The sequence below is a fragment of the Mesorhizobium sp. WSM3868 genome (genome assembly GCF_002294785.1).
Taxonomy (GTDB): Bacteria; Pseudomonadota; Alphaproteobacteria; order Rhizobiales; family Rhizobiaceae; genus Mesorhizobium.
In genome coordinates, this window is sequence record NZ_NSGB01000001.1 from 284246 (window position 1) to 301785 (window position 17540).

At 64.2% G+C, this 17540-nt stretch carries 14 protein-coding genes; 3 read left to right on the plus strand and 11 right to left on the minus strand.

What is annotated here, in order from left to right; translation table 11 throughout:
• Positions 1-737 precede the first annotated feature (737 nt).
• The 4 genes from guaA to CK221_RS01290 form a co-directional block, all read right to left on the minus strand.
• Positions 738-2294, minus strand: coding sequence for a glutamine-hydrolyzing GMP synthase (guaA, locus tag CK221_RS01275; protein WP_095776364.1), 1557 nt, complete (start codon positions 2292-2294; stop codon positions 738-740).
• A gap of 174 nt (positions 2295-2468) precedes the next feature.
• Positions 2469-3107 carry a 5'-methylthioadenosine/S-adenosylhomocysteine nucleosidase gene (locus CK221_RS01280; RefSeq protein ID WP_095776365.1) on the minus strand — a complete coding sequence of 213 codons (639 nt, stop codon included), beginning with the start codon at positions 3105-3107 and terminating at the stop codon, positions 2469-2471.
• Positions 3108-3110: 3 nt separating this feature from the next.
• The gene (locus CK221_RS01285; RefSeq protein WP_066989431.1) at positions 3111-3569 is read right to left on the minus strand and encodes a PaaI family thioesterase; all 459 of its coding nucleotides are present in this window, start codon (positions 3567-3569) and stop codon (positions 3111-3113) included.
• A gap of 93 nt (positions 3570-3662) precedes the next feature.
• Positions 3663-4952: an RsmB/NOP family class I SAM-dependent RNA methyltransferase gene (locus tag CK221_RS01290; RefSeq protein ID WP_095776366.1), complete on the minus strand. Its 1290-nt coding sequence runs from the start codon at positions 4950-4952 to the stop codon at positions 3663-3665.
• A gap of 331 nt (positions 4953-5283) precedes the next feature.
• Between CK221_RS01290 and CK221_RS01295 the strand changes: the two genes are divergently transcribed.
• Positions 5284-5961, plus strand: a complete 678-nt coding sequence (locus tag CK221_RS01295; protein WP_066989218.1) for an MIP family channel protein — start codon at positions 5284-5286, stop codon at positions 5959-5961.
• Positions 5962-6129: 168 nt separating this feature from the next.
• On the opposite strand, the gene katG is transcribed toward CK221_RS01295, so the two are convergent.
• Positions 6130-8343, minus strand: coding sequence for a catalase/peroxidase HPI (katG, locus tag CK221_RS01300; protein ID WP_095776367.1), 2214 nt, complete (start codon positions 8341-8343; stop codon positions 6130-6132).
• A 152-nt stretch (positions 8344-8495) separates the two neighbouring features.
• Between katG and CK221_RS01305 the strand changes: the two genes are divergently transcribed.
• On the plus strand, positions 8496-9404 hold the full coding sequence (locus CK221_RS01305) for a hydrogen peroxide-inducible genes activator (protein WP_095776368.1): 909 nt from the start codon (positions 8496-8498) through the stop codon (positions 9402-9404).
• 154 nt (positions 9405-9558) lie between these two features.
• On the opposite strand, the gene CK221_RS01310 is transcribed toward CK221_RS01305, so the two are convergent.
• From CK221_RS01310 to hisS, 6 genes are all read right to left on the minus strand, one after another.
• Entirely contained in the window at positions 9559-10662 is a 1104-nt protein-coding gene (locus CK221_RS01310; RefSeq protein ID WP_095776369.1) for an ionic transporter, read from the minus strand.
• A 297-nt stretch (positions 10663-10959) separates the two neighbouring features.
• Complete coding sequence (locus tag CK221_RS01315; protein ID WP_095776370.1) at positions 10960-11574, minus strand: poly-gamma-glutamate hydrolase family protein; 615 nt, start codon at positions 11572-11574, stop codon at positions 10960-10962.
• A gap of 80 nt (positions 11575-11654) precedes the next feature.
• Positions 11655-13421, minus strand: coding sequence for an AMP-binding protein (locus tag CK221_RS01320; protein WP_095776371.1), 1767 nt, complete (start codon positions 13419-13421; stop codon positions 11655-11657).
• 70 nt (positions 13422-13491) lie between these two features.
• Complete coding sequence (hisG, locus tag CK221_RS01325; protein ID WP_095776372.1) at positions 13492-14190, minus strand: ATP phosphoribosyltransferase; 699 nt, start codon at positions 14188-14190, stop codon at positions 13492-13494.
• Positions 14187-15308: an ATP phosphoribosyltransferase regulatory subunit gene (locus tag CK221_RS01330; protein WP_066989230.1), complete on the minus strand. Its 1122-nt coding sequence runs from the start codon at positions 15306-15308 to the stop codon at positions 14187-14189. Before CK221_RS01330 ends, hisG begins: the two co-directional genes overlap by 4 nt.
• 174 nt (positions 15309-15482) lie before the next feature.
• A complete protein-coding gene (gene hisS / locus CK221_RS01335; RefSeq protein WP_095776373.1) occupies positions 15483-16985 on the minus strand; it encodes a histidine--tRNA ligase in 1503 nt (500 codons plus the stop codon).
• A gap of 229 nt (positions 16986-17214) precedes the next feature.
• On the opposite strand from hisS, the gene CK221_RS01340 reads away from it, so the two are divergent.
• A complete protein-coding gene (locus CK221_RS01340) occupies positions 17215-17451 on the plus strand; it encodes a hypothetical protein (protein WP_066989234.1) in 237 nt (78 codons plus the stop codon).
• The last annotated feature ends 89 nt before the right edge of the window (positions 17452-17540 follow it).

The window sequence follows — 17540 nt, forward strand, 5'->3', positions numbered from 1 at the left end:
GTAGGCAATACTGCATCCGTCCCCGACATCGTTTCAACGGTAGGGGACGGGCTCTTTTGTCGGGTCTCCTCTGATCAGTCAGCCTTTTCCAATGGGGCCGATATGCCATCCCGACGCAACAGCGCCGCCCAGCGACCGAACTTCGACAAGGGGCGAAGGTCCCAGGAGTTGTTCACCGGCGGCTTTTGTCGAGTGCCGCCGCTCGACAGGCGCGCGACAGGTGAACGAAATAGGCCCCCCTGACGCGTTTTCTGCACCCCACTACCTCCGAAGGCTCACGCGCGGCCTAGCCCGGCTTCTGTGGCAAATGGCAATGGTTCCAACATCGCCCTGCCCGATTTCACATGCCCTTCGCTTCGGCAGCGCAGACCAGCCGTCAGCGTGTTGGCGATAGAGCGTGAATTTCTCCTCGAGCGCCACGACTGCTTCGCCCTTGCTGCGTTCAGTGGCCCGCCCACCGACATGCGCGCGCCGGCCGCCGAACATTGGTCATGACGGTCCAGAACAACGTCCCGGCACTGGGCCCATCCGCCGCCAAGGATCCGACGCTATCGGAGCCGAGGAACGTCGGGGAGAATCGCAGGGACTCGGACTGCAAAGACGAGTGTCGCTGACTCGCCCCGGGCAACTCCGGCGGCTGTGCAATCGACTTTCCTTCGCGGCCGCCTAGCAGTTCGCGTCAGTCTGCGGATCGCACGCCTTGTTTTTCTGGCCCCGTGGCTTCGGATAGGCCTGAATCATTCCCACTCGATGGTGCCCGGGGGCTTCGACGTAACGTCGTAAACGACGCGATTGATGCCTTTCACCTCGTTGATGATGCGGGTGGCGGCGGCGCCCAGGAAGTTCATGTCGTAGTGGTAGAAATCGGCCGTCATGCCGTCGACCGAGGTCACAGCGCGCAGCGCGCAGACGAATTCGTAGGTGCGGCCGTCGCCCATTACGCCGACGGTCTGCACCGGCAAGAGCACGGCGAAGGCCTGCCAGATGGCATCGTAGAGGCCGGCCTTGCGGATCTCGTCGAGGTAGATGGCGTCGGCCTCGCGCAGGATCTCCAGCTTCTCGCGGGTGATGCCGCCCGGGCAGCGTATGGCAAGGCCAGGACCCGGGAACGGATGGCGGCCGATGAAGCTTTCGGGCAGGCCGAGCTCTCGGCCCAGCGCCCTCACCTCGTCCTTGAACAACTCGCGCAGCGGCTCGACCAGCTTCATGTTCATGCGTTCGGGCAGGCCGCCGACATTGTGATGCGACTTGATCGTCACCGACGGGCCGCCGGAGAAGGAGACGCTTTCGATGACGTCGGGATAGAGCGTGCCCTGCGCCAGGAAGTCGGCGCCGCCGAGTTTCTTGGCCTCTTCCTCGAACACCTCGATGAACAGGCGGCCGATGGTCTTGCGCTTCTTTTCCGGATCGCTCTCGCCTTCCAGCGCCGAAATGAAGCGGTCGGAAGCGTCGACCAGGATCAGCGGCAGATTGTAATGCTGGCGGAACATCTCCACCACGCTTTTCGCCTCGTCCTTCCGCATCAGGCCGTGGTCGACGAGGATGCAGGTCAACTGGTCGCCGACCGCCTCGTGGATCAGAAGCGCAGCGACCGAGGAATCGACGCCACCTGACAGCGCGCAGATCACCTTGCCCTTGCCGACCTGCTTGCGGATCGCCTCGACCGCCTGCTCGCGATAGGCAGCCATGGTCCAGCCCGTGCTGAGGCCGGCGATATGGTGGACGAAGTTGCTCAGCAGCCTCGCGCCGTCCGGGGTATGGACGACCTCGGGATGGAACTGCACCGCGTAAAACTTCCGTGCCTCGTCGGCAATCGCTGCGAAGGGCGCGCCGGTGGAGGTGCCGACGATCTTGAATCCTTCCGGAATGGCGGTGACGCGGTCGCCGTGGCTCATCCAGACCTGATGACGCGTGCCCCTGGCCCAGACACCGTCGAACAGCGCGCAGTCATCCTCGATCTCCAGGAAGGCCCGGCCGAACTCGCGGTGATGGCCGGCTTCGACCTTGCCGCCGAGCTGAGCGCACATCGTCTGCTCGCCATAGCAGATGCCGAGCACCGGAATGCCGGACGAAAAGACCTCGTCGGGCGCGCGGGGCGAGCCGATGTCGACGGTCGAGTGCGGGCTGCCCGATAGGATGACGGCCTTCGGCCGGATGCGGCGGAAGCCCTCCGCGGCTGACTGGAACGGAACGATCTCGCAGTAGACCCCGGCCTCGCGCACGCGCCGCGCGATCAGCTGCGTGACCTGGCTGCCGAAGTCGATGATGAGAACGGTGTCGGGATGTGTCGTCATGGCGAGCCTTTAAAGAAAGAACCGATTCGGCGCAATGGTGGCGCGTTGCGGCGTTCGGTCCTTGCCAAAACGCCTAAAGCGCGTCGCGTCGAACGGGCCTAGGCGACGAGCTTCAAGTTTCATCTGATGCATGTCGTTCTCCCAAAACCGCTGCGCACTTTTGGGCGACATGCATTAAGTAAGGCCGATCGCGCCGGACGCAATCGCCTGCTCTAGCAGACCTATCGCCGCCGCCAGCTTCTCGTCGATGACGTGCAGATACTCGGTCCAGTCGCCGACATGCCTGAGATCGGCCGCGCCGTCGGAAATACCGCGCAGGCCGATCAGCGGCACGCCGAACAGCTGGCAGGCGCGCAGGCAGGCGAAGGTCTCCATGTCGACCATGTCGGCGTCGATCGCGTCATAGGCGGTCCCGGTGACGATGGCGCCTCCGGTCGACAGCGTCGCGGTCCTGATGCCGGGAATGACGAAGGGCAGCGGCACCGTCACCGGCAGGTCGAGGAACGGCGTCGCGCCCTTCGCGAAGCCGAGCGGCGAAGCGTCGATGTCGCGGTAGCTCACCGACACGGCCTGGTAGATTTCGGTCTGTTCGAGCGTTCGGCTTCCCGCGGAGCCCAGCGATACGACGAGATCCGGCAGCGCATCCTCGGCCTTCAACGTGGCGAGCTCGGCGCCGAGGCGCACACCGGCCTCGACCGGGCCGACGCCGGTCATCAGCGGCGTGAACAGCTTTTTGAGATGCGGACCGTATTCGGCCTCGGCCGCCATGACGAAGAGGACGGATTTTTCCCCTATCCGCGCAACGCTCGCCATGGATCACCCCTCGATGCCGTCGCGGCCGACCACCGTCATCATTGTGCCGGTCATGGTGGCGATCAGCTTGGCCTCGCCATCGGCGGCGAAAGCATAGGCCTGGCCGTCGGCAACAATGATGGTGCGGCCCGGCTTGGTCACCGAGCCGCGGAACAGGAAGCGCTCGCCCTTCCCCGGTGCCAAGAGGTTGACCTTGAATTCGATGGTCAGCACGCTGGAATTCTGCGGCATCAACGAGAAGGCGGCATAGCCGCAGGCCGAGTCCAGCGCGGTCGAGATGACGCCGGCATGCAGGAAGCCATGCTGCTGGGTGAGCGAAGGGGCGTAGGGCATCTCGATCTCGATGATGCCGGGCGTGACCAGCGTCAGCTCCGCGCCGATGGTGGCCATGGCCTTCTGGCGGGCAAAGGAAGTCCTGACGCGATCCTCATAATCGGGAGCGGGTACGATCTTGGCTGCCATGGCCTTCGCCTCATTTTTGCTGGCGAAGCTTATTGCAGAGGCAGGCAGGACAGGCAATCTCTTATGTTGCAGCGCAGCAAATACCGGCTGCCCTCATGCGGCCCTGCGCAGGGCGTGGAAATAAAACCCGTCAGTGCCACTGAGCGCCGGCGACAGCGAGATGCCACCGGCTTCGCCAATACGCGCAGCGCTCTCGTGGCCGGGGAAACGGCCGTCCCAGAGCTGGCGGTGGTCGACCGGCGCAAAGTCGCCGTGGCGCTCGCGGAAGGCGGCGACCTGCTCGCCGTTTTCGGCATCGAACACCGAGCAGGTGATGTAGACGAGCAGCCCGCCGGGCTTCACGAAAGCCTGCGCCATGTCGAGGATCGCCTGCTGCTCGCCTTTGCGGGCGTCGAGCTGTCTGTCCGTCAGCCGCCACTTGGCGTCGGGGCGCCGCCGCCAGGTGCCGCTGCCGGTGCAGGGCGCATCGATCAGCACGAGGTCCATATGACCGGTGAGCGGCGCGAGTTCCGCGGGCTTGCTGACGACCTGGATGTTGCGGCTGTGCGCGCGGCGGATGCGCTCGAAGATCGGCGCCAGCCGCACCTTTTCCGCATCATGGGCGAAGACCTGGCCGCGATTGTCCATCTCTGCCGAAAGCGCCAGGGTCTTGCCCCCGGCGCCCGCGCAATAGTCGAGCACCTGCATGCCTGGCTCGGCGCCGGCGAGCGCTGCTGCAAGCTGCGAGCCCTCGTCCTGCACCTCGAACCAGCCTTTCTGGAAGGCGGGCTCGGCCTGGACGTTCGGATGCCTGCCGTCGCCATTGATCGGCGGGATGCGAATGCCGTGCGGCGCGATTGCGGCAGCTGCTGCACCGGTGCCCCGGAGTTCCGCCAGCACCTTGCCGCGGTCTGCCTGCAGCGCATTGACCCTGAGGTCCAGCGGCGGGCGCATCGCGAGAGCCGCGCCCTCTTCGACCCAGGCATCGCCATAGGCGTGCTCGAGAAGCGGCGCGCACCAGTCCGGAACATCGGCCCGCACGGCAGCCGGCGCATCGGCGAGCCTGCCGGAGGCTGCCGCTTTCAGTTCGGCGGCGCTGAGCAGCGGCGGCGCGAATTTGTCGCCGTCGAGAGCGTCATTCAGCGACCGCGCCGTCTGGCCCCATTCCAGCAGCAACGCGCCGAAGCCGATGGCGCGCGGCGTCTCCTCGCCGAAGAGCCAGCCGGCCGAGCGCTTGCGGCGCAGCGCGTCGTAGACGATGTTGCCGATAGCCGCGCGGTCGCCGCCACCGGCAAAGCGGTGCGACAAGCCCCAGTCGCGCAAGGCGTCGGCCACTGGCCGATGCCGCCGGCCGATGTCTTCAAGCACTTCGATGGCCGCCGCCAGCCTTCCGCCCAGTCTCATTCCTGCTTCCGTCTATCGTTGCTTCCAGCCCTGCTCTTAGAGCCTTTCCGGCTCCGATTGAAACACTTCTCTTGCGGTGAAGCCAAAACGACCTGTCCCATGCCATCGTCCATGCAACAGGCGGAAGGTTCTTTCGCGGCAGTCGGCGGTCAGCGGATAACAAGAAAAACGCCTCGCACATCAAACTTCTCTAATGTCTTGACTGGCGAATGCAAAGCAAGACCGCTGGCTTAACACTCAGCTTTCCAAGTTTTGCCGGCAGGAATACTCTTTCGTCTGTGATTCGCGACGCGGAAAACGCGGTCTGGCGGATCCCTATGAGGAGAGGGCAATGAAGACTTATCTGGCAGAAGTTCTAGGCACGTTTCTGTTGGTGTTCATCGGCACGGCCTCCGTGGTCACGGGCGGCTTCGGCGGCGCGCTGCCGCTCGGACAGGAAGGTATCGGCCTGGCGTTCGGCATCGGCTTGATCGCCGCGGCCTATGCGATCGGCCCGATCTCGGGCGCGCATCTCAATCCGGCGGTGACGCTCGGCGTGTTCCTTGCGGGGCGGATGCCGGCGAGGGAAGTCGTGCCTTACTGGATCGCGCAGATCATCGGCGCCATCATCGCTTCGCTGGCGCTGTGGATCATCGTCACCGGTCAGGCCGGCGGCCACACCGGGGGCTTCGGCGCCAATGGCTGGGACGAGGCGAAATGGGGCATGAGCTCGGCCTTCCTGTGGGAGCTGATCGGCACCTTCACCTTCGTCACCGTCATTCTCGGCGTCACCAACGCCAAGCACATGACGGCCTTTGCCGGCCTGGTGATAGGCCTGACGCTGGCAGGGCTCCACTTTGCCATGATCCCGGTGACGGGCACTTCGGTCAATCCGGCGCGCTCGATCGGCCCGGCGCTGTTTTCGGGCGGGGCGGCGCTCGGCCAGCTCTGGCTGTTCATCGTCGCGCCACTGATCGGCGGGGCGATCGCCGGCATCGTCGCCAAGGCGGGCATCTTCGAAAAAGACTGATAGCTACTTTACCCAATGCAAAAGGCGCGGGCATGAACCCGCGCCTTTTTTTGGGAGGATGAGACCTAAAGCGTATCGCGATCTTTCAGTTTCGCTCCGTGCGCTTTAGTTTTTTTATTTGCGCATGTCTTTGTCCCGAAACCGGTTCCCACTCTCGGGAGACCTGCTTTACTTCGCGACCAGTTCGAACCGGTCGAGATTCATCACCTTCGTCCACGCCTTCACGAAGTCCTTGACGAACTTCTGCTTGGCATCCGCCGAGCCGTAAACCTCGGCCAGCGCACGCAATTGCGAGTGCGAGCCGAAGATCAGGTCGGCGCGGGTGCCGGTCCACTTGACTTGCTTGGTCTTGCGGTCGCGCGCCTCATAGACCTCATCCGAGTCTGGCTCGGAGCCGGCCGCCGGATCCCAGATGGTCGCCATGCTGAGCAGGTTGATGAAGAAGTCGTTGGTCAGCGTGCCCGGCCTGTCGGTGAACACGCCGTGCTTTGAGCCGCCATGATTGGCGCCGAGCACGCGCAGGCCGCCGACCAGCACCGTCATTTCCGGCGCCGTCAGCGTGAGGAGCTGCGCACGGTCGACCAGCATCGCTTCGACGGACATGGGCAGCCTGCCGCGGACATAGTTGCGGAAGCCGTCGGCCCTCGGCTCGAGTGCCGCGAAGGATTCGACATCGGTCTGCTCCTGCGAAGCGTCCATGCGGCCTGGCGTGAAGGGCACGTTCACCTCATTGCCGCCGTCCTTCGCGGCCTTCTCGATCGCGGCGGCGCCGCCGAGCACGATCAGGTCGGCGAGCGAGATCTTCTTCTCGCCAGCCTGCACCGCGTTGAACTCCTGCTGGATGGCTTCGAGCTTCACCAGCACCTTCGAAAGCTGGGCCGGCTGGTTGACTTCCCAGTCCTTCTGCGGGCTGAGACGGATGCGGCCGCCATTGGCGCCGCCGCGCTTGTCCGAGCCGCGGAAGGTCGAGGCCGAGGCCCAGGCGGTTGAGACCAGTTCAGGAACCGCAAGGCCGGAGGCCAGGATCTTCGCCTTCAGCGCGGCGATATCCTCTTCGCTGACCAGCTCGTGGTCGATCGCCGGGATCGGATCCTGCCAGATCAGTTCTTCCTTCGGCACGAGCGGGCCGAGATAACGCACCACCGGGCCCATGTCGCGATGGGTGAGCTTGAACCAGGCGCGGGCGAAAGCGTCGGCGAACTGATCCGGGTTCTGATGGAAGCGACGCGAGATCTTCTCATAGGCCGGATCGAAGCGCAGCGCGAGATCGGTGGTGAGCATGGCCGGAGCGTGACGCCTGGAGGGATTATGCGCGTCCGGAACCGTGCCGGCGCCGGCGCCGCCCTTCGGCGTCCACTGATTGGCACCGGCCGGGCTCTTCGTCAGCTCCCATTCGAAGTTGAACAGGTTGTCGAAGAAATTGTTGCTCCATCTGGTCGGCGTCGTGGTCCAGGTGACTTCCAGCCCCGAGGTGATGGCGTCACCGGCAATGCCGGTGGCATGTTTGCTCGACCAGCCAAGGCCCTGCGCTTCGATGCCGGCACCTTCGGGCTCCGCGCCCACCAGCGCGGCATCGCCGGCGCCATGGGTCTTGCCGAAGGTATGGCCGCCGGCGATCAGCGCCACAGTCTCTTCGTCATTCATGGCCATACGGCGGAAGGTCTCGCGGATGTCGCGGGCCGCGGCGACCGGATCCGGCTTGCCGTTCGGGCCTTCCGGGTTGACGTAGATCAGGCCCATCTGAACGGCGCCGAGATGGCCCTGCAGTTCACGGTCGCCGGAATAGCGCTGGTCGTCCAGCCACTTCGTTTCGGAGCCCCAATCGACGTCCTGCTCCGGCTCCCACACGTCGGCACGGCCGCCGGCGAAGCCGAAGGTCTTGAAACCCATCGATTCCAGCGCGACGTTGCCGGCCAGGATCATCAGGTCAGCCCAGGAGATCTTGCGGCCGTATTTCTGTTTGACCGGCCACAGCAGCCGGCGTGCCTTGTCGAGATTGGCATTGTCCGGCCAGCTGTTCAGCGGCGCGAACCGCTGCTGGCCCGCACCGGCGCCGCCACGCCCGTCGCCGATGCGATAGGTGCCGGCACTGTGCCAGGCCATGCGGATGAAGAGCGGTCCGTAATGGCCGAAATCGGCCGGCCACCAGTCCTGCGAGTCGGTCATCACATGGTGCAGGTCCTTGATCACGGCATCGAGATCGAGGCTCCGGAATTCCGTGGCATAGTCGAAATCCTCGCCCATCGGGTCCGAGAGGCTCGACTGCTGATGAAGAACGCCAAGGTCGAGCAGATTCGGCCACCAATCCCGATTGGTCCTGCCGGCGGATCCATGCGCCACGGGGCATTTGCCAGCGCTGTTGTCGTCGGTTTTCGCGTCCATCTTACTCTCCAGGGTTTTGATTTTTCCGAGATTGATTCTGCGCAGATTTCGGGGCCGGCCAGCGGCCGCGCCAATCTGGAACGATTCCAGCCTAGGCCGGCTGGGCGATAAAGACAAATTGCCTTTCCTGTTCGTTTTGATAAGCTTTCCTTATGATCGGCCTCACCGTGCGACAGATGCTTTATTTCGACGCGCTGGCGCAGACGCTGCATTTCGGCCGCGCCGCGAAGCTTGCCGGCGTCAGCCAGCCGGCGCTCTCCGCCCAGATCGCCGAAATGGAAGAGCGGCTGAACTGTCTTCTGTTCGAGCGCGGCGGCAAGACGGTGCGGATGACGGACGAAGCGCTTGTGCTGCAGCCGCGCATCGAGCGCATTCTTGCCGACATACGTGACGTCGAGACGACCGCCCGGCGCGGTCGCCCCGCGATGGAAGGCCGCTTCCGGCTGGGCATCATCCCGACCGTAGCGCCCTATCTCCTGCCGCGGGTCCTGCCGGAATTGAAGAAGCATTTCCCGGGCCTGCAGCTCGAACTGCGCGAGGCGCTGACGGCATCGTTGGTCGAGGACAATGTCTCGGGCAAGCTCGACGCTTTCATCGCCGCGCTGCCGCTCGACCATCCGGGGCTCGTCACGGAAGAGCTCTTCCCGGACCGCTTCTTCCTTGCGGTCCCCGCCGGCGATCCGGCTTTCGCCTCGCCGCCCGTGCCGCCGGAAAGCCCGGCGCTGGAACGGCTGATGCTGCTCGAGGAAGGCCATTGCCTGCGCGAACAGGCTCTGGCCGTCTGTGGCAATGTTCGACCGGTGGCGATGGCAAGCTATGGCGCCACCAGTCTCACCACCCTCTTGCAGATGGTGGCGCATGGGCTGGGCGTGACGCTGGTTCCGGAAATGGCGGCAAACGCCGCGGGCGTCATGCCGGACCTGAAGATCGTGCCGTTCCAGGAGCCGATGCCGCAGCGCATGATCTGCCTCGCATGGCGGCGCAACAAGGTGCGCCAGGACGAATGCGTGGAACTGGCAAAGATCATACGGGGATTGGATCAGGCGGTGCTGGCGGGCTGACCCTGGATTCTGAACTTTCCCAATCCCAGTTCTCAGCCAACGCCTGGTATCGGAAGCTTCTGCTGCTTACCCGAGCTAACGCTGCCCGCTTCGAAAATCCGATAGTGCGGTTCCCCAACCTCGTGTTCTCTACCCTGCGTTCGATTGCCAGCCTTTACGGCACAAATATTAGAAATACGTAGGTAAAGAACACCACAATATGAACCATTCCGGTCAGGAATGTCGTTCTTTCGGTGCTGAAGCTTACGCTGCAAATGAAAAGAGCCAGGGCCAAAAGTACCGCATCAGCCGCCGGAAGCCCAAGGGTTAACCCTCGGCCTGTCAGCAGGCTGGCGGCCGCGACCGCCGGTATCGTCAGACCGATGGTGGCGCAGGCCGAACCCATCGCAACGTTGAGGCCGCGCTGCAGCTCATTGTTGAGCGAGGCGCGAACCGCCGAAATGGCCTCCGGCATCAAAACCAGCCCGGCGATCATCGCTCCCACGATGCTGTCGGCCTGCGTCACCTGGTAGGCAACGAGCGTGTCCTCGACACCTGCGGCGACCTGCTCGGCCAGCATGACGATGCCGATCAGCCCGCTCAGCAGTAGCAGAACGCCGAGAGAAAGGCTTTCGTGAAGGGCAGTTCGCATCGAAACCCCGTGCGCCCGTTCCTGGACGAAGTCGTCCCGGTGCCGAACGGTCTGGGCGAACACGAAGCTTGCATAGAGCAGCACTGAAAGGACGCTCACAAAACCAAGCTGGCCTGCCGAAAACGTGCCTGGATCCGTCGTCTGGGTGTAGGTCGGCAGGACGAGCGTCATGACAGTCAGCGCGATCAGAACCGCGAGATACGCGCTGGTCCCTTGCCGAACGATTGCCTGCTTGCGATGACGCCAGCCGCCAAGCGTGAGACACGTACCGACGACGCCGGTGGAGATAATCATCACTGTCGAGAAAACGGATTCGCGCGCCAATGTCGGGTTGTTCTCTCCATGCAGCATCATGGAAACGATGATCGACACTTCGATTGCCGTCACGGCAAAGGTCAGCACCAACGTCCCGTACGGCTCCCCCACGCGCCGGGCCACTCCCTCGGCGTGGTCGAGCACCACGAAAATGGTGATGAACATGATCGCACTCGAAAGTGCTCCAACGACAATCCTGATGCTCAGCGAACCTTCGTCCACCGAAAGGCCGCTGGCTCTGACCGCGACAGCCATCACCAGGGCGGCCAATGGCATCGTGTAGGAAGTCACCGACCGCGCGAAACCAGTCATTGGAGCCCCTGCGTTTCCGCGAATTTAGCGGAAAAGCCTGTGGGAAACACCCCAGCCGACATCATTGCGAAGTGGACGGACCGATCGCCCGGCGTTCGACTTCTTCCGAGAAGCCGATCCGCTGCTGCCGAGGATGCTCGAGGAGTTGCGGCGCCGGCTGTTCCAGCGCACCGAAACCTCGAGATGCCGTGGTCTACGCCGTTTCCCGCCCCGGCAATCACCAACCTCAAAGCATCCGCGCCAGGACTTTACGCGTGCGTGACGTGCTCCCCCTTGCCGGTCTAGGGTGAGGCGGCTTTAGGAAACGATCGAACGGCTTCTGGCATCGACGGTGTCAATCGCCTTGCGAACCGCCGTGCAGAATTTTCGCAAAAGTTCCGGTTCGTTCCCCAGCCGCTGGCGCAGGGAGAAGGGTATCTCCAGCTGCGCTCCTTTGCCGGTCAATCCACGATTGACGATGTTCAAATCGCCGATGCCTGGAAAAATATGGTTGTCCCTTTTGGTGTTGAAGCCGGCTTCCTGGAGGCGCCGAACTATCTCTGTAATCAGCGCGGCATCCTTGCCGCCCATATAGATTGTCGAGGGATCGTCCCGATCCTGGCGACCATGGATAGCAACGACAATCGACTTCGCCCGCACCAAGTCGAGCGCGGATTCCTCGTCAAAGTTATTTGACGTTATGTGCAACTCGCGATTGCTGTGCGGCATCAGTCCTTCAAAGCAATACAGATCCAGATCGCTCCCTGCCACCGTCTCGGCAATCAGCGAGGTGCGGGGCTCGATCTTCCCACCGTGCGGGGCGAGGACGATCGCATTGCCGGTTCGAGTGCCACGCCGCACGACGATGCGATAGTCCACATTTTCGATTTTGGCGGCCTTCAGCGCCGCAAAATTTGGGAACTCGTTGTCCATAATCCCATCCAAACGCGTGGTCGGCAGTTGCGCTTCGAGCGCGTTTTGCGAAGGCTGAATATTTCCGGATCAATCCCGCCTCACGCCGTCTTCTGCGCCACCAGCCCCAGTTCCTCCACCATTGCCTCGCGCATCAGGAATTTCTGCGGCTTGCCGGTCACCGTCATCGGCAGCTCCGTGCGGAAGCGGATGTAGCGCGGCACCTTGTAATGCGCGATCTGGCCGCTGCAGAAGGCCTTGATCTCCTCAGCGGTGGCGATCTGGCCGGGCTTCAGCACGATCCAGGCGCAGATCTCCTCGCCATATTTGTCGTCGGGAATGCCGAAGACCTGCACTTCCTTGATCTTGGGGTGGCGGTAGAGGAATTCCTCGACCTCGCGCGGATAGACGTTCTCGCCACCGCGGATCACCATGTCCTTCACCCGGCCGACAATGTTGCAATAGCCCTCCGCGTCGATCGTCGCGAGGTCGCCGGTGTGCATCCAGCCGTCAGCGTCGATCGCCTCGCGGGTTTTTTCCGCGTCGTCCCAATAGCCCTTCATCACCGAATAGCCGCGTGTGCAGAGCTCGCCCGGCTCGCCGACCGCGACGGTGGCGCCATCGGCGCCGATCGCCTTGACCTCGACATGCGGATGGATGCGGCCGACCGTGGAGACGCGTTTTTCCAGCGGGTCGTCGACGCTGCTCTGGAAAGAAACCGGACTGGTCTCGGTCATGCCATAGGCAATGGTCACTTGCGCCATATGCATCAGCAACACCACCTTCTTCATCACCTCTATCGGGCATGGCGAGCCGGCCATGATGCCGGTGCGCAGGCTGGAGAGGTCGAAGCTAGAGAAATCGGCATGATCGAGCATGGCGACGAACATGGTCGGCACGCCATAAAGGCCGGTGCAACGTTCCTGCGCGACGGCTCTGAGCGTCGCGCCCGCGTCAAAACCTTCGCCCGGGAAGACCATCGTGGCGCCTTTGGTGACGCAGCCCATCGTGCCCATCGACATGCCGAAGCAATGATAGAGCGGCACAGGGATGCAGAGCCGGTCGTCGACGGTGAGCTCGATCGCCGAGGTGACGAAGCTGCCGTTGTTGACGATGTTCAAATGGGTGAGGGTCGCGCCCTTCGGCGCGCCCGTCGTTCCGCTGGTGAACTGAATGTTGATGGCGTCGCCGGGCTTCAGGCTTTCGGAGATGCGATCGAGGCTGTCATGCTCGTCGCGTCCGGCCATTGCCAGCACATCGCCGAAATTGAACATGCCGGGCGAGTTATCCTCGCCCATGCGGATGACGATCTTCAGCGACGGCAGCTTCTTTGCCTCGAGCTTGCCGGGCTCGCCCTTGGCGATCTCCGGCGCCAGCGTCTGGATCATGCCTAGATAGTCGGAGGTCTTGAAGCTGACCGCCGTGACCAGCGCCTTGCAACCGACCTTGTTGAGCGCATATTCCAGCTCGCTCAGCCGGTAGGCCGGGTTGATGTTGACCAGGATCAGGCCGATGCGCGCGGTGGCGAACTGCGTCACCAGCCATTCCCAGCGGTTGGGCGACCAGATGCCGACGCGATCGCCCTTCTCCAGGCCGAGCGCCAGGAAGCCGGCGGCCAGCGCGTCGACCGCATCCGACAGCTCGCTCCAGGTGAAGCGCTTGTCTTGGCCGACGAAGACCGCGGCATCGAGCGTGGCGTATCTGCTCACCGTATCGGAGAAGAGTTCCGGAATGGTTTTGTCGAGCAACGGCGCCGAACGGTCGCCCGAGACATGCGCCCTGCCGTCCATCGGAGCAATGAAGGTGCCATGCGTTCCGCGCCCGCGCAGATTGGTGGCGTTCATGAGCTCGTCGAGTTTGATCGCCATCGCCGTCTCCTCCCGGGATGAGCCAGCCTATCAGCCTGCCGGGACGGTGGAAACCCGCCGAAGGTACCGGTTAAGCGACCAGCGCAGCCATCTTCGCTGCGATGCCACGCAACTGTGCCTCATCGGCCGCGTCGCGCACCTTCCTGGAAGCAACGAGACAGGCCTGCGACTTCAGGATTATCCCATCGCTCAGCACCTTGAGATGGTTGGCGCGCAGCGTCGAGCCGGTGGTGGTGATGTCGACGATGACGTCGGCAAGGCCGGCCGCCGGTGCGCCTTCGGTGGCGCCGAGGCTTTCGACGATGCGGTAGACCTGGATGCCGTGCTTCAGCGAAAAGAACTGCTGGGTCAGCCGCCAGTATTTGGTGGCAATCCTGAGCCGCCGGCCATGACGCTGGCGGAAATCGGCGGCGACATCATCGAGATCGGCCATGGTATCGACGTCGAGCCAGATATCCGGCACCGCCACCACGACATCGGCATGACCGAAGCCCAGACGGGCGACGATCTCGGCGCGCGCTTCCCAGTCGGCGAGGTTTTCGCGCAGCAGATCCTCGCCGGTGATGCCGAGATCGACCGCGCCCTGGCCGATCTCGCCGGCGATCTCGGACGCGGAGAGGAAGGCCACTTCGACATTGTCGAGGCCCTCGATCCGGGCGCGGTATTTGCGGTCGTCCTCGGGCAGAGTGACCGCCAGTCCGGCCTTGGCCAGGACTTCAAGCGACTGCTCCTTGAGACGGCCCTTGGATGGGATCGCCAGCGTGATCATCGCGTGGGCTCCCGCAGTGCTTCGATGCGGTCGAGCCACACCGAGAAGCCGACGCCGGGGATAGGCTTCTTCGCGCCGAGCAGCGTCAGCAGCCGGTCGTAACGACCGCCGCCCACCAGCGGACGGTCGCCACCCTGGGCAGCAATCTCGAAGACGAGACCGGTATAGTAATCGAGCGGACGGCCGAAGGCGGCGTCATAGCGGATCTTTTCGACCGGCAGGCCATGCGCCGCGATCGCCTCGGCGCGGGCGGCGAAATTTTCGAGCGCCGCGCCAAGGGACAGGCCGGCAGCGGCGGCGAATTTTTCCAGCGCCTCAGTTGCTCCGCCCAGCGCGACGTCGATCTCGAGAAATCCTTTCAACGCCGAGAACGCCTCGTCGGACAGCCGCACGCTGCGCAGTTGCGCCTTCTCGATCAACCGCCGCGCGATGTCGGCCGGGGCGCGGCCCGAGGAGGCCGACAGCCCGGCCTCTTCCATGCCGGCGGCGATATAAGCGGCGAGGCCGTCGGTATCGCTGTCGAGCACCAGCAAGGCCACCGGACCCGACAGCTGGCTGTTGCGCGGCGGATTGGCGAGGTCGGCAAGGGCCGCTTCCAGCATCGACGCCGAGCCGAAGGCGCGGGCGAGGCGCATGCGCCAGCCACGCGGCAGGCCGAGCGCGGCCAGCACCGCCTCGAACAAGGTCTGGTCGCCGAGCGTGATGGCGAGCGGCACGCTGGGCAGCACCAGCGAGAGCAGCGCGTGCGCGTCGGCCAGCGAGCGCGCGTCAGCGGCGGCGGTATCACGATCGCCGAGATCCTCGATACCGGCCTGGAAGAACTCGTTGCCGCCCTCGCGGCGCTGTCGGAACACTTCGCCGAGATAGGAATAGCGCCGCGGCGTGCCCGCCTGGCTGGCAATGTGGTCGAGGCAGACCGGGATGGTGAATTCGGGCCTGAGGCACAGCGTCTTGCCGGTCTCGCTCTCGGTCAGAAAGATGCGGCGGCGCAGATCCTCGCCCGCCATATCGAGGAACGGATCGGCCGGCTGCAGCACCGCCACCTCGACCGCGTGGGTGTCGCGCGCGGCGAAGAGTTTTGCGACGTCGGCGGCGATGGCGGGATAGCGGGAAGTCATAAAGCGCCACCTCCCCTTCTCCCCTTGTGGGAGAAGGTGGATTGGCGCGCAGCGCCGAGACGGATGAGGGGTGCTGGGCGGAATGAGACGCTGGCGCTCCCTGGAACACCCCTCATCCGACCGAGCTTCGCTCGGCCACCTTCTCCCACAAGGGGAGAAGGAGAGGTTGGCGCCCTACTTGCCACGTGCCCGCTCCTCGGCCTGCGCTGCCAGGATCTTCTTCACCTCGGCGACCAGCTCGCTCTCCGCCACCGTCACCTGCGCCGGGCGCGCGGCGCGCCATTCGGCGTTATCGGTGATCTCGGCCGACAGGCGCGCGCCTTCGATGAGGTCCTTGATCTGCACCTCTCCCTTGACGCGCTCGTCGCCGCCCTGGATGACGGCGATCGGGCTGCCGCGGCGGTCGGCATATTTCAGCTGCGCCTTCATGCCGGCGCCGCCGAGATACATCTCCGAGCGAATTCCGGCGGCGCGCAGATCGGCGACCATCTTCTGGTAGCGGCCGAGGCTTTCCGTATCCTTGTCCATGACCAGAACGACGACCGGAGCAATGACGTCGGAAGTGTCGAGCTTGCCGAGGTTCTTCAGCGCCGTCATCAGCCGCGAGACGCCGATCGAGAAGCCGGTCGCCGGTACCGGCTCGCCGCGGAAACGCGAGACCAGCCCGTCATAGCGGCCGCCGCCGCCGACCGAGCCGAAGCGCACGATCTGACCTTCGTCGTTGGGGATCTCGGCCAGCAGCTCGGCCTCGAAGACCGGGCCGGTGTAATATTCGAGGCCGCGCACGACGGAGCGGTCCATCGCAACGCGGTCCTCCCCATATCCTGCAGCCCTGACCAGAGCTTCAATCGTTGCAAGTTCGCCGACGCCTTCCTGATACACGGCGTTGGCACCGACGGTGGAATCCTGGCCAGCCTGTCCGTTCCTTGCCGTTGCGAGAAGAACCGCTTCGGCCTGCGCGTCACTCAGCCCCGCGCCCTTTGCGAAATCGCCTTCGCCTTCCTTGCCGCCATCCCATCGTCCCGGGCCAAGCAGCAGCCTCACGCCTTCCGGCCCGAGCTTGTCCAGCTTGTCGATGGCGCGCAGCACCGTCAGCCTGCGCCCGGCATTCTCCTCACCGCCAAGCCCAATCGCCTCCAGCACCCCGTCCAGCACCTTGCGGTTGTTGACGCGGATGACGTAGTCGCCGCGCTTGATGCCAAGCGCCTCCATCACGTCGGCCATCATCATCGCCATCTCGGCGTCGGCGGCGACGCCCGGCGTGCCGATCGTATCGGCGTCGAACTGCATGAACTGGCGGAAGCGGCCAGGGCCCGGCTTCTCGTTGCGGAACACCCAGCCGGACCGGTAGCTGCGATAGGGTTTCGGCAGGCGGTCGTAATTCTCGGCGACGAAGCGCGCCGTCGGCGCCGTCAGGTCGTAGCGCAGCGACAGCCACTGGTCGTCATCGTCTTGGAACGAGAAGACGCCTTCGTTCGGCCGGTCCTGGTCGGGCAGGAATTTGCCCAGCGCGTCGGTGTATTCGATCATCGGCTGGTCGACCGGCTCGAAACCGTAAAGCTCATAGACCGAGCGTATAGTCGCCATCATCTTCTCGACGGCGCGAATGTCTTCTGCGCTGCGGTCGGCAAAACCGCGCGGCAGGCGCGCTTTCGTCTTTTCCGATTTGTCGGCCATGGATGGGTCTTTTCGCTATGTGAACGCTGACTTATTTCGAGCGGGCGTGTCCTAGACGATACCGCCTTGGGCGGCAAGGGTTGGCGCCTTCCCTTCTCCTTGTGCGAGAAGGAAAGGCCGCGCCTTCGAAACAAAACGGCGCCAAGAACGAAACAATCGCGTCACCGGCGCGGCATGCTGCCGACACAATCGAGGACCATATAAGCGCGCCGAAATAAGGGTTCCGGCCATGACGACCACGGAAGACATCATCGAGAGCAAGCCGGTTGCCAAGCTCCGGCCGGCCGGCAGCGCCACCCCCAAGCCGGCGCAGCAGCCTGCAGGGCCGTTCGAGGTCGTGGCGGAAGCCCACAAGCCGACGGTGCGCGACGCGCTGGTGACCGGACTGCTGGTGATCTACCCGGCCTTTGCGGCCGTGGCGGCCATCATCGCCGGGCTGTTTCTGACAAGCGCCGGCAGCCTCTGATCTTCCCCCACCCTCACGATGTGCGGACGCGTAGCGTCGGAGGCGATGAGCTCGGTTTTGCGACCCGACCCGCGCCTTCGGCGCGACCT